Here is a 12,302-nt window from a genome sequence, read left to right on the forward strand (position 1 = left end):
GACTCAGTGATGCTTGCGCGCCACCGGCTTGAGCAGCTCGGTCGGCGGGGTCTCGCAACTGATCTTGCGCCCCAGCAATGCCTCGATACCCGGCAACTGGTACGAATCATCCTCACCGGCGAAGCTGATCGACACGCCACTGGTACCCGCACGGCCGGTACGGCCGATACGGTGCACGTAGTCGTCCGGGTCTTCGGGCAGGGTGAAGTTGATCACGTGGCTGATGCCGTCGATGTGGATCCCGCGACCGGCCACATCGGTGGCCACCAGCACGGTGACCCGGCCTTCGCGGAAATTCTCCAGGGTCTTGATGCGCTTGTGCTGCGGCACATCGCCCGACAATTGCGCGGCATTCACGCCGTCACGCACCAGGCGCTCTTCGATACGGCGCACCTCGTCCTTGCGGTTGGCGAACACGATGACCCGCTCCCACTTGTTCTCGGTCACCAGGTTGTACAGCAGCTTGTACTTGTCGGCACCGGCTACCGCATACACATGCTGCTCGACGGTTTCGCTGGCAACGTTCTCCGGCTCGATCTCGACGATGGCCGGGTCGGTGGTCCACTGTTGCGCCAGGTTCATCACGTCTTCGGTGAAGGTGGCCGAGAACAGCAGCGTCTGGCGCTCGCTCTTGGGCGGGGTCTGGCGGATGATCTGGCGAACCTGCGGGATGAAGCCCATGTCGAGCATGCGGTCGGCTTCGTCCAGCACCAGCACCTCGACCATGTCCAGGTGCGCTTCGCCGCGCTGGTTGAAGTCCAGCAGGCGACCCGGGGTGGCCACCAGGATGTCGCAGTGGCGTGCCTCAAGGGCCTTGAGCTGCTTGTCGAAGTCCATGCCACCGACGAACGTCATCACGTTCAGGCCGGTGTACTTGGTCAGCTCGGCGGCGTCCTTGGCGATCTGCACCACCAGTTCGCGGGTAGGGGCAATGATCAGCGCCCGCGGCTCGCCCATGTAGCGCTCTTTGGGCGGCGGGGTCTGTTGCAGCTGGCTGATGATCGAGATCAGGAACGCGGCGGTCTTGCCGGTGCCGGTCTGGGCCCGGCCGATCGCATCCTTGCCACGCAGGGTGAAGCCCAGTACTTCGGCCTGGATCGGCGTGCAGTACGGGAAACCCAGGTCGTGGATGGCATGCATCAGCTCGGGCGAGAGCTTGAAGTCGTGGAAGCGGGTCTTGCCCTCTTGCGGTTCCACCACAAAGTCTTCCAGTTTCCAGGTGCTGGCCTGGGGTTTTGGCTTGCGCTCGCGGCGCGGCTTGGCCTCGACCGGTTTGCTCGCCGGTTGCTCCAGGGGTTTTTCCACCGGCTTTTCGGCGCGCGCTGGCGCGGCGGCTTCGGTCTGAGCCTTGAGCGGCGCGGCGGGAGCCGGGGCCTTGGGTGCTACGGGCGGCTGCACGGTAGCAACGCTTTCGGTGGCGAGTTGCTCAACCTCGCTCTTTCCGAACATCTTCTTGAGTGCTTTGAGCACGGTCATCTCATCAATTGGTTAAGGAATGTACGCCGGCCAGTGTAATGCAAGATTCGGGCGCGGCGTAGTGGATTGCTCCGACAACTACAGGCAAGGCGTTTTTTAGCGCAGACGCTCGATCAGCCAGGCGCCGATGTCCTGGATTTCCTCGGGCAGCACGGCGTGTTCCATCGGGTATTCCTTCCACTGCACGGTGACGCCCCAGCTGTTCAGGTACTCGAAGGCGGCACGCCCCATGGACGGGATGACCACCGGGTCGTACACGCCGTGCAGGCACAGCGCCGGAATGCGCTGCTGGCTGGCGCTGAGCACGGTGCTGTCGGTGAAGGTCGGGGCGTAGGTGGAAAGGGCCATTACCCCGCCCAGCGTCTCCTGCCACTTTACATAGGCGGTGTGCAGAACCACTGCACCGCCCTGGGAGAAGCCGGCCAGGATGATGCGCGACAGGGCGACGCCCTTGGCCTGTTCCTGCTTGATCAGGTCGATGACCGCCTGTGCCGAGGCGTCGAGTTGCGTTTCGTCGATGGCGCGTGCACCCGGCGTCAGCGCCTTGATGTCGTACCAGCTGGGCATGGCGTAGCCATTGTTGATGGTGACCGGCTGGGTGGGTGCCTGCGGCATCACGAAGCGCGTGCTCAGCAGCACTTCCTGCAGGGCTTCGGCCACCGGCATGAAGTCGTAGCGGTCGGCGCCCAGGCCATGCAGCCAGATGACACAGGCGTCGGCGGTTTTCTGGGGTTCGAGAATCAGGGGATTGGTCATGACTGCTCCGAAAAAGTGCACGCAGGCCGGGGTGCGTGCTTGAAAAAAGGCATCGCTGGCGTTGCGTGCAAGGCTGTCACAGAACAGTCGGTTGTGCCAATCACCCGCCGCACGCAGTGCTGCGCCGATGCGGCGTCAGGCCGGCGCGGTCAGTCCTCTTCCTTGGGCGCGGGTGCTGGCGGTGGACGCAGGCCGATCTCGGCGATCAGCTTCAGCGGCTTGCCGTTGCGCACCACTTCGATGGCCACCTTGTCGTTGGGCTTGATCCGCGCCACCTGGTTCATCGAGCGCCGGCCATCGCCGGCCGGTTCGCCATTGATGCTCAGAATCACGTCACCCAGCTGCAGGCCGGCCTTCTGCGCCGGCCCGTCGCGGAAGATGCCCGCCACCACGATGCCTGGCCGGCCCTGCATGCCGAACGACTCGGCCAGCTCCTGGCTCAGCGGTTGCACCTCGATGCCCAGCCAGCCGCGAATCACCTGGCCATGCTCGATGATCGACTTCATCACCTCCAGCGCCAGCTTGGTGGGGATGGCGAAGCCGATGCCTTGCGAGCCGCCGGACTTGGAGAAGATCGCGGTGTTGATGCCGGTCAGGTTGCCATTGGCATCCACCAGCGCGCCACCGGAGTTGCCCGGGTTGATGGCCGCGTCGGTCTGGATGAAGTCTTCGTAGTTGTTCAGGCCCAGCTGGTTGCGCCCGGTGGCGCTGATGATGCCCATGGTCACCGTCTGGCCGACGCCGAACGGGTTGCCGATGGCCAGCGCCACATCACCGATGTGGATGTTGTCCGAGCGCCCGATGGTGATCGAGGGCAGGTTCTTGAGGTCGATCTTGAGCACGGCCAGGTCGGTTTCCGGGTCGCTGCCGATCACCCGTGCCAGGGTCTCGCGGCCGTCCTTGAGCGCCACCACGATCTGGTCGGCGCCGGAGGTCACGTGGTTGTTGGTCAGCAGGTAGCCCTCCGGGCTCATGATCACCGCCGAGCCCAGGCTCGATTCCCAGCGCCGCTGCTTGGGCAGGTTGTCACCGAAGAAGCGGCGGAACTGTGGGTCTTCGAACAGCGGGTGCGCGGTCTTGTTGACCACCTTGGTGGTGTACAGGTTGGCCACTGCGGGGGCCGCATTGCTCACCGCATCGGCATACGACACGGGGCCCTGCATCAGCCGCGTGGTCTGCGGCGCCTGCTGCAGGTTGACGTCCTGGCTGGGCAGGCCGACCCATTGGGGAAATTGCTGGATGACCAGCAGGGCGATCAGTACGCCGGTGACCAGTGGCCAGGCAAAGTAACGCAGAGCCTTGAACATGAGATGGATCCTGGGAGGTGGCCAGAGCCGATGCCGCAGTGGGGAGTAGATGAACGCGCGCGATCATACTGCGGCAAGGCCCGTGCAGGAACTGCTAAATCACGTCGAGCCATGACGGTCATGGCGCCGCGCCCCCGGGCAGTTGCCGTCGGTTTCCCCAAAAACGGTCGACGGCTCATAATGGCGGCCATTATACGAGGCCTTGTGCCACGCTGAACCGCTGAATTGAGGAGTCTTTGCATGGCTGTTGCCCTGAGCACCCTGGTCGAGGAAGCCGATCGCTACCTTGGCAGCGCAAAAATCCAGGACTACTGCCCCAACGGCCTGCAGGTCGAGGGCAACCCGCAGGTGTCGCGCATCGTCACCGGCGTCACCGCCAGCCAGGCATTGCTGGACGCTGCGGTCGAGGCGGGCGCCGACCTGGTGCTGGTGCACCACGGCTACTTCTGGAAGGGTGAGAACCCCTGCATCACCGGCATGAAGCAGCGCCGCCTCAAGACCCTGCTCAAACACGACCTGAGCCTGCTGGCCTACCATCTGCCGCTGGACCTGCACCCCGAGGTGGGCAACAACGTGCAGCTGGCGCGCCAGCTGGACATCACCGTCGAGGGCCCGCTGGACCCGGCCAACCCGCGGGTGGTGGGCCTGGTGGGCTCGCTGGCCGAACCGATGTCGGCGCGGGATTTCGCGCGCAAGGTCAGCGACGTGATGGGCCGCGAGCCGCTGCTGATCGAAGGCGACGAGGTCATTCGCCGGGTGGGCTGGTGCACCGGCGGCGGCCAGGGCTACATCGACCAGGCGATTGCCGCAGGGGTCGACCTGTACCTGAGCGGCGAGGCGTCGGAACAGACTTTCCACAGTGCTCGCGAGAACGGCATCAGCTTCATCGCCGCCGGCCACCACGCCACCGAGCGTTACGGGGTGCAGGCGCTGGGCGATTACCTGGCACGTCGATTCGCTCTGGAACACCTGTTCATCGACTGCCCGAACCCGATCTGAGGCTAAAACGCCAAGGCATATTCTTATACTGTTTCGTTCTAGTAGCCTGCCTAAATAGAATCGGGTGCTGTGATAAAGTGGCCCGCTCGAACACGGCCCGCTGGCCGTCCATAAGATTGATTTTCCGTGAGTAGCCATGGTCGACAAGCTGACGCATTTGAAACAGTTGGAGGCGGAGAGCATCCACATCATTCGTGAGGTGGCCGCCGAGTTCGACAACCCGGTGATGCTGTACTCGATCGGCAAGGATTCGGCCGTGATGCTGCACCTGGCACGCAAGGCCTTCTTCCCGGGCAAGCTGCCGTTTCCGGTGATGCACGTCGACACCCAGTGGAAATTCCAGGAGATGTACAGCTTCCGCGACAAGATGGTCGAGGAAATGGGCCTGGAGCTGATCACCCACGTCAACCCCGATGGCGTTGCCCAGGGCATCAATCCGTTCACCCACGGCAGTGCCAAGCACACCGACATCATGAAGACCGAGGGCCTCAAGCAGGCGCTCGACAAGCACGGCTTCGACGCCGCCTTCGGTGGCGCGCGGCGCGACGAAGAGAAGTCGCGGGCCAAGGAGCGCGTGTACTCGTTCCGTGACAGCAAGCACCGCTGGGACCCGAAGAACCAGCGCCCAGAGCTGTGGAACGTGTACAACGGCAAGGTCAACAAGGGCGAGTCGATTCGCGTGTTCCCGCTGTCGAACTGGACCGAGCTGGATATCTGGCAGTACATCTACCTCGAAGGCATCCCGATCGTGCCGCTGTACTTTGCAGCCGAGCGCGAAGTGATCGAGAAGAACGGCACCCTGATCATGATCGATGACGAGCGCATCCTGGAGCACCTCTCGGATGAAGAGAAGGCTCGCATCGTCAAGAAGAAAGTGCGTTTCCGTACCCTTGGCTGCTACCCGTTGACGGGCGCGGTGGAGTCGCAGGCCCAGAGCCTGACCGACATCATTCAGGAAATGCTCCTGACGCGCACTTCCGAGCGCCAGGGCCGCGTCATCGACCACGATGGCGCAGGTTCCATGGAAGACAAGAAACGTCAGGGCTATTTCTAAGTTAGGGTCAGACCATGTCGCACCAATCCGAATTGATCAGCGAGGACATCCTCGCCTACCTGGCCCAGCACGAACGCAAGGAACTGCTGCGCTTCTTGACCTGCGGTAACGTCGACGACGGCAAGAGCACCCTGATCGGGCGCCTGCTGCACGACTCCAAGATGATCTACGAAGACCATCTGGAAGCCATTACCCGCGATTCGAAGAAAGTCGGCACCACCGGTGACGACATCGACCTGGCATTGCTGGTCGACGGCCTGCAGGCCGAGCGCGAGCAGGGCATCACCATCGATGTGGCCTACCGCTATTTCTCCACGGCCAAGCGCAAGTTCATCATCGCCGATACCCCGGGCCACGAGCAGTACACCCGCAACATGGCCACCGGTGCGTCCACCTGCGACCTGGCGATCATCCTGGTGGACGCGCGCTACGGCGTGCAGACCCAGACCCGCCGGCACAGCTACATCGCTTCGCTGCTGGGCATCAAGCACATCGTCGTGGCCGTGAACAAGATGGACCTCAAGGGCTTCGACCAGGACGTGTTCGAAGGCATCAAGGCCGACTACCTGAAGTTTGCCGAAGCCATCAACATGACACCCAGCAGCCTGCACTTCGTGCCGATGTCGGCGCTCAAGGGCGACAACGTGGTCAACCGCAGCGAGCGTTCGCCGTGGTACACCGGCCCTGCGCTGATGGAAATCCTCGAAACCGTGGAAGTGGCGGCCGACCGCAACTTCACCGACCTGCGTTTTCCGGTGCAGTACGTCAACCGTCCCAACCTGAACTTCCGTGGCTTTGCCGGCACCCTGGCCAGCGGCGTGGTACACAAGGGCGACGAGATCGTGGTGCTGCCGTCGGGCAAGAGCAGCCGCGTGAAGTCCATCGTCACCTACGAAGGTGAGCTGGAGCAGGCCGGCCCGGGCCAGGCCGTGACCCTGACCATGGAAGACGAGATCGACATCTCCCGTGGCGACCTGCTGGTGCATGCCGACAACGTCCCGCCGGTGACCGACCAGTTCGACGCCATGCTGGTGTGGATGGCCGAAGAGCCGATGCTGCCGGGCAAGAAATACGACATCAAGCGCGCCACCAGCTACGTGCCGGGCTCGATTGCCAGCATCGCCCACAAGGTCGATGTGAACACCCTGGAACAGGGTGCTGCGAGTGCGTTGCAGCTCAACGAGATCGGCAAGGTCAAGGTGAGCCTGGATGCTCCGATCGCGCTGGACGGCTACGACAGCAACCGCACCACCGGCGCGTTCATCATCATCGACCGCCTGACCAACGGCACCGTGGGCGCGGGCATGATCATCGCGCCACCGGTACTGCCTCACGGCAGCACCGGCCAGCATGGCAGGCAGGCCCACGTGACCACCGAGGAGCGTGCCTTGCGCTTCGGCCAGCAGCCGGCCACCGTGCTGTTCAGCGGCCTGTCGGGCGCGGGCAAGAGCACCCTGGCGTATGCCGTTGAGCGCAAGCTGTTCGACATGGGCCGTGCGGTGTACGTGCTCGATGGGCAGAACCTGCGCCATGACCTGAACAAAGGCCTGCCGCAGGACCGTGCCGGGCGTACCGAGAACTGGCGTCGTGCTGCGCATGTGGCGCGTCAGTTCAACGAAGCGGGCTTGCTGACCCTGGCCGCGTTCGTGGCACCGGATGCCGAAGGCCGTGAACAGGCCAAGGCGCTGATCGGCAAGGAGCGCTTGCTGACCGTTTACGTCCAGGCTTCGCCGTTGGTGTGCCGTGAGCGTGATCCGCAGGGGCTGTACGCGGCCGGTGGCGACAACATCCCGGGCGAGAGCTTCCCGTATGACGTGCCGCAGGATGCGGACCTGGTGATCGACACCCAGAGCGTTGGCGTGGAAGAGGGCGTCAAGCAGGTACTGGAACTGCTGCGCAAGCGTGGCGCGATCTAAGCGCTGCTGCTGAATGAAAAGCCCGCGATGGTGAAGGCCATCGCGGGCTTTTTTGTGGCGGCTGGCCGCTTCGCCGGCAAGGCCGGCTCCTACGGTGAGCGCAAGGCCATGCAGGAGCAGGCCTTGCCGGGGAAGTGCCCAGCGGACACGCCGCTTCAAATATGCTTCTGTGCCACCGGAATCACCCGCTTCTCCTTCACCGCCTTGAACGAGAAGCTCGAATAGATCTCCTTCACCCCCGGCAGCCGCTGCAGTACCTCGCGGGTGAACTCGCCGAACGACTCCAGATCCCGCGCCAGAATCTCCAGCAGGAAGTCATAGCGCCCGGAGATGTTGTGGCACGCCACGATTTCGGGGATATCCATCAGCCGCTGCTCGAATGCCCGGGCCATCTCCTTGCTGTGCGAATCCATCATGATGCTGACGAAGGCGGTCACTCCGAAGCCCAGTGCCTTGGGTGACAGGATGGCCTGATAGCCGGTGATGTAGCCCGACTCCTCCAGCAGCTTGACCCGCCGCCAGCACGGCGAAGTGGTCAGGGCGACGCTGTCGGCGAGCTCGGCCACGGTCAGTCGGGCGTTGTCTTGCAGCGCGGCCAGCAGTGCGCGGTCGGTACGGTCGATGGCGCTAGGCATGTCTTGCCCTCCATAGCCTGTTCTTGTTGTTTTTATGTCAGTGAACGGCGTTTTTCGTAGGCGTATTTGGAAAAATTTAAGCCGGTCTGTGGAATAAGCTTATAACAAACCACAAGAGGCGGTTGCCATGCACGGCTCCAACAAGCTCCCAGGATTTGCCACCCGCGCCATTCACCATGGCTACGACCCCCAGGACCACGGCGGCGCACTGGTGCCACCGGTCTACCAGACCGCGACGTTCACCTTCCCCACCGTGGAATACGGCGCTGCGTGCTTTGCCGGCGAGCAGGCCGGGCATTTCTACAGCCGCATCTCCAACCCCACCCTCAACCTGCTGGAAGCACGCATGGCCTCGCTGGAAGGCGGCGAGGCCGGGCTGGCGCTGGCCTCGGGCATGGGGGCGATCACGTCCACGCTATGGACGCTGCTGCGCCCCGGTGACGAGGTGCTGCTGGGCAACACCCTGTACGGCTGCACCTTTGCCTTCCTGCACCACGGCATCGGCGAGTTCGGGGTCAAGCTGCGTCATGTGGACATGGCCGACCTGCAGGCATTGGAGGCGGCCATGACGCCGGCCACCCGGGTGATCTATTTCGAGTCGCCGGCCAACCCCAACATGCACATGGCCGATATCGCCGGCGTGGCGAAGATTGCACGCAAGCACGGCGCGACCGTGGTGGTCGACAACACCTACTGCACGCCGTACCTGCAACGGCCACTGGAGCTGGGCGCCGACCTGGTGGTGCATTCGGCCACCAAGTACCTGAGCGGCCATGGCGACATCACTGCTGGCATTGTGGTGGGCAGCCAGGCACTGGTGGACCGTATACGTCTGCAGGGCCTCAAGGACATGACCGGTGCGGTGCTCTCGCCCCATGACGCCGCACTGCTGATGCGCGGCATCAAGACCCTCAACCTGCGCATGGACCGCCACTGCGCCAACGCTCAGGTGCTGGCCGAGTTCCTCGCCGGGCAGCCGCAGGTGGAGCTGATCCATTACCCGGGCCTGGCGAGCTTCCCGCAGTACACCCTGGCCCGCCAGCAGATGAGCCAGCCGGGCGGCATGATCGCCTTCGAACTCAAGGGCGGCATCGGTGCCGGGCGGCGGTTCATGAACGCCCTGCAACTGTTCAGCCGCGCGGTGAGCCTGGGCGATGCCGAGTCGCTGGCGCAGCACCCGGCAAGCATGACTCATTCCAGCTATACCCCAGAGGAGCGTGCGCATTACGGCATCTCCGAGGGGCTGGTGCGGTTGTCGGTGGGGCTGGAAGACATCGACGACCTGCTGGCCGATGTGCAACAGGCACTCAAGGCGAGTGCCTGAACCCGTCACGGATGAGGTCAATGCAATGGTGGCAATGATGAACCTTGTGCCTGGCGACGGCGTGCCCGGTGACAGCGACCCTGGCGAAACCGCAGAGTGGCTGGAGGCGCTGGAGTCGACCCTGGCGCACTGCGGCCCGGCCCGCGCGCGGTTTCTGCTCGAACAATTGGAGGCGCATGCCCGCGAACTGGGCCTGGAGCGTGGTGCCCAGCCGTACTCGGCGTACCGCAACACCCTGTCGCTCGAACATCAGGGCGCCTACCCGGGCGACCTGGAACTGGACGAGCGCATCACCAGCATCCTGCGCTGGAATGCCCTGGCGATGGTGGTGCGTGCCAACCATGCCTACGGTGACCTGGGCGGGCACATCGCCAGTTACGCTTCGGCCGCAGAGATCTTCGAGGTGGGGTTTCAGCATTTTTTTCGCGGCGAGGAGGGCGGCGAGCAGCGCACGGCCGACCTGGTGTTCTTCCAGCCGCACTCGGCGCCCGGCATCTATGCCCGGGCCTTTCTTGAAGGGCGCCTGAGCGAGGCTCAGTTGGCCAGCTATCGGCAGGAGGTCGCAGGCGATGGCCTGTGCTCCTACCCGCACCCGTGGCTGATGCCCGACTTCTGGCAGTTTCCCACCGGGTCGATGGGCATCGGTCCGCTAAACGCCGTGTACCAGGCGCGCTTCATGCGCTACCTGCAGCACCGCGGCCTGGCCGATACCGCCCAGCGCCATGTGTGGGGCGTGTTCGGCGATGGCGAGATGGACGAGCCCGAATCCATCGCCGGGCTGACGCTGGCGGCCCGTGAGCAACTCGACAACCTGACCTTCATCGTCAACTGCAACCTGCAGCGCCTGGATGGTCCGGTGCGTGGCAATGGCCAGATCATCCAGGAGCTGGAGTCGCTGTTCAGCGGCGCCGGCTGGAACGTGATCAAGGTGTTGTGGGGCTCGGAATGGGATGCGCTGTTTGCCCGCGACAGCGAGCACGTGCTGCTGCGCCAGCTGGCGGCAACCCCCGACGGCCAGTTCCAGACCCTGGGGGCCAATGACGGCGCCTACAACCTCGAACACTTCTTCAACCAGCACCCGGCCTTGCAGCGCCTGGTCGAGCACATGAGCTCGGCCGAGATCAACGCGCTCAAGCGCGGTGGCCATGATTTTCGCAAGCTGTATGCCGCCTTTGCCGCCGCCAAGGCGTGCAAGGGCCGGCCGACGGTGATCCTGGCCAAGACCAAGAAGGGCTACGGCATGAGTGCGGCCGGCGAGTCGCGCATGACCGCGCACCAGGCCAAGAAGCTCGACGTGCAGGCGCTGCTGGCCTTCCGTGACCGCTTCCACCTGCCCTTGAGCGATGCGCAGGTGGAGCAGTTGCAGTTCTACCGGCCGGACGAAAACAGCCGGGAGATGCGCTACCTGCGCGAGCGGCGCAATGCCCTGGGCGGCAGCCTGCCGTCGCGGCGGCCCCAGGCGCGCACGCTGCCGGTACCGGCGCTGGAGGTGATGGGCGGTTTTGCGCTGCACGCCGAGGGCAAGGAAATGTCCACCACCATGGCTGCGGTGCGCATGCTCGGTGCCTGGCTCAAGGCCCCGGAGCTGGGGCCGCGGGTGGTTCCGATCGTCGCCGATGAAGCGCGCACCTTCGGCATGGCCAGCCTGTTCCGGCAGATCGGCATCTACTCGCCCCATGGGCAGCGCTACGAACCCGAAGATGCCAGTTCGCTGCTCTCCTACAGGGAGTCGCGCGATGGTCAGTTGCTGGAGGAGGGCATCACCGAGGCCGGGGCCCTGTCGTCCTGGGTAGCGGCGGCCACCTCCTATGCGGTGCATGGCGAGCCGATGTTGCCGGTGTACATCTATTACTCGATGTTCGGCTTCCAGCGGGTCGGCGACCTGATATGGGCGGCGGCCGACCAGCGTGCACGGGGCCTGCTGCTGGGGGCTACGGCAGGGCGCACCACCCTGGGCGGCGAAGGCTTGCAGCACCAGGATGGCTCGAGCCTGGTGATGGCGGCCATGGTGCCCAACTGCCGCGCCTGGGAGCCGTGCTTTGCCGGCGAACTGGCGGTGATTCTGGAACACGCGGCGCGGCGCATGCTGGTGGAGCAGTGCGACGAGTTTCACTATGTGGCGGTGATGAATGAAAGTTATCCACACCCCTCCCTGCCACCTGAGGCACATGCGGCAGTGTTGCGCGGGATGTACCGGTTTGCCGAACAGCCGGTGGAGCATGCCCTGGGGCGGGTTCGCCTGCTGGGCTCCGGGGCGATCCTGCGCGAGGTGATCGCCGCGAGCGAGCTGCTGGCGGCGGACTGGGGCATCGCCAGCGAGGTGTTCAGTGTGACCAGCTTCAGCGAACTGGCGCGTGATGCACGGGATGTGCAGCGCGGGCAGCGTCTGGGGCTGGGCGGCAGCAGCCATCTGGCGCAATGCCTGGTGGGGGATGCGCCGGTGATTGCCGCGACCGATTATGTGCGTGCCTGGCCGCAGCTGATTGCCGAGTACGTGCCGGCGCCGTACGTGACGCTGGGCACCGACGGCTTCGGGCGCAGCGATACGCGCCAGCGGTTGCGCCAGTTCTTCGAGGTGGACCGCTTCAGTGTGGTGCTGGCCAGCTTGCAGGCGCTGGTGGATGACGGGCTGCTGGAGGTCGATGTGATGGCGCAGGCACGGGCCAGGTATCCGGCGCTGGATGCGGCGGGGCCCTGGTATCGTTGATGTGAGGGGATGAAAAAAGGGGCCGGTGATCGGCCCCTTTTTTCTTTGTGTCGGATGGTTGGGTGTGGCATTCGCCGGCAAGGCCGGCTCCAGCAGGAGCGCGCCATGCCAGTGACGGGGCCGCTGCG

General features: G+C 64.5%; 9 protein-coding genes. 5 read left to right on the top strand and 4 right to left on the bottom strand.

All coding sequences use genetic code 11. The annotated features are described in order from the left end of the window. Positions 1–3 precede the first annotated feature (3 nt). The 3 genes from rhlB to algW form a co-directional block, all read right to left on the bottom strand. Positions 4–1,470: an ATP-dependent RNA helicase RhlB gene (rhlB, locus tag JZZ72_RS06415; RefSeq protein ID WP_328825121.1), complete on the bottom strand. Its 1,467-nt coding sequence runs from the start codon at positions 1,468–1,470 to the stop codon at positions 4–6. 102 nt (positions 1,471–1,572) lie between these two features. After that, positions 1,573–2,232 (bottom strand): alpha/beta hydrolase, encoded by a 660-nt coding sequence (locus JZZ72_RS06420; RefSeq protein ID WP_210014197.1) that lies wholly within the window; start codon positions 2,230–2,232, stop codon positions 1,573–1,575. Positions 2,233–2,381: 149 nt separating this feature from the next. Continuing rightward, positions 2,382–3,539, bottom strand: coding sequence for a Do family serine endopeptidase AlgW (gene algW, locus JZZ72_RS06425; protein ID WP_043861017.1), 1,158 nt, complete (start codon positions 3,537–3,539; stop codon positions 2,382–2,384). Positions 3,540–3,779: 240 nt separating this feature from the next. Here algW and JZZ72_RS06430 point away from each other — a divergent pair, with 240 nt between their 5' ends. From JZZ72_RS06430 to cysN, 3 genes are all read left to right on the top strand, one after another. After that, positions 3,780–4,538, top strand: a complete 759-nt coding sequence (locus JZZ72_RS06430; RefSeq protein WP_043861018.1) for a Nif3-like dinuclear metal center hexameric protein — start codon at positions 3,780–3,782, stop codon at positions 4,536–4,538. Between the two features lie 136 nt (positions 4,539–4,674). Next, the gene (cysD, locus tag JZZ72_RS06435; RefSeq protein WP_054914845.1) at positions 4,675–5,592 is read left to right on the top strand and encodes a sulfate adenylyltransferase subunit CysD; all 918 of its coding nucleotides are present in this window, start codon (positions 4,675–4,677) and stop codon (positions 5,590–5,592) included. A 14-nt stretch (positions 5,593–5,606) separates the two neighbouring features. After that, positions 5,607–7,508 (top strand): sulfate adenylyltransferase subunit CysN, encoded by a 1,902-nt coding sequence (gene cysN, locus JZZ72_RS06440; RefSeq protein ID WP_088515546.1) that lies wholly within the window; start codon positions 5,607–5,609, stop codon positions 7,506–7,508. 155 nt (positions 7,509–7,663) lie between these two features. Here cysN and JZZ72_RS06445 read toward each other — a convergent pair whose 3' ends face one another. Beyond that, the gene (locus JZZ72_RS06445; RefSeq protein ID WP_043861021.1) at positions 7,664–8,143 is read right to left on the bottom strand and encodes an Lrp/AsnC family transcriptional regulator; all 480 of its coding nucleotides are present in this window, start codon (positions 8,141–8,143) and stop codon (positions 7,664–7,666) included. Positions 8,144–8,270: 127 nt separating this feature from the next. Between JZZ72_RS06445 and JZZ72_RS06450 the strand changes: the two genes are divergently transcribed. Beyond that, complete coding sequence (locus tag JZZ72_RS06450; RefSeq protein ID WP_043861022.1) at positions 8,271–9,467, top strand: methionine gamma-lyase; 1,197 nt, start codon at positions 8,271–8,273, stop codon at positions 9,465–9,467. A 25-nt stretch (positions 9,468–9,492) separates the two neighbouring features. After that, entirely contained in the window at positions 9,493–12,174 is a 2,682-nt protein-coding gene (gene mdeB / locus JZZ72_RS06455) for an alpha-ketoglutarate dehydrogenase (RefSeq protein WP_123752847.1), read from the top strand. Positions 12,175–12,302: the final 128 nt, after the last annotated feature.

Source organism: Pseudomonas palmensis, assembly GCF_017848315.1.
Taxonomy (GTDB): Bacteria; Pseudomonadota; Gammaproteobacteria; order Pseudomonadales; family Pseudomonadaceae; genus Aquipseudomonas; species Aquipseudomonas palmensis.

Excerpts from the sequence above, each read along its gene's own strand:
- JZZ72_RS06420 (WP_210014197.1), bottom strand. The coding sequence starts at position 2,232 with ATGACCAATCCCCTGATTCTCGAACCCCAGAAAACCGCCGACGCCTGT.
- algW (WP_043861017.1), bottom strand. The coding sequence starts at position 3,539 with ATGTTCAAGGCTCTGCGTTACTTTGCCTGGCCACTGGTCACCGGCGTA.
- JZZ72_RS06430 (WP_043861018.1), top strand. The coding sequence starts at position 3,780 with ATGGCTGTTGCCCTGAGCACCCTGGTCGAGGAAGCCGATCGCTACCTT.
- cysD (WP_054914845.1), top strand. The coding sequence starts at position 4,675 with ATGGTCGACAAGCTGACGCATTTGAAACAGTTGGAGGCGGAGAGCATC.
- cysN (WP_088515546.1), top strand. The coding sequence starts at position 5,607 with ATGTCGCACCAATCCGAATTGATCAGCGAGGACATCCTCGCCTACCTG.
- JZZ72_RS06445 (WP_043861021.1), bottom strand. The coding sequence starts at position 8,143 with ATGCCTAGCGCCATCGACCGTACCGACCGCGCACTGCTGGCCGCGCTG.
- JZZ72_RS06450 (WP_043861022.1), top strand. The coding sequence starts at position 8,271 with ATGCACGGCTCCAACAAGCTCCCAGGATTTGCCACCCGCGCCATTCAC.
- mdeB (WP_123752847.1), top strand. The coding sequence starts at position 9,493 with ATGGTGGCAATGATGAACCTTGTGCCTGGCGACGGCGTGCCCGGTGAC.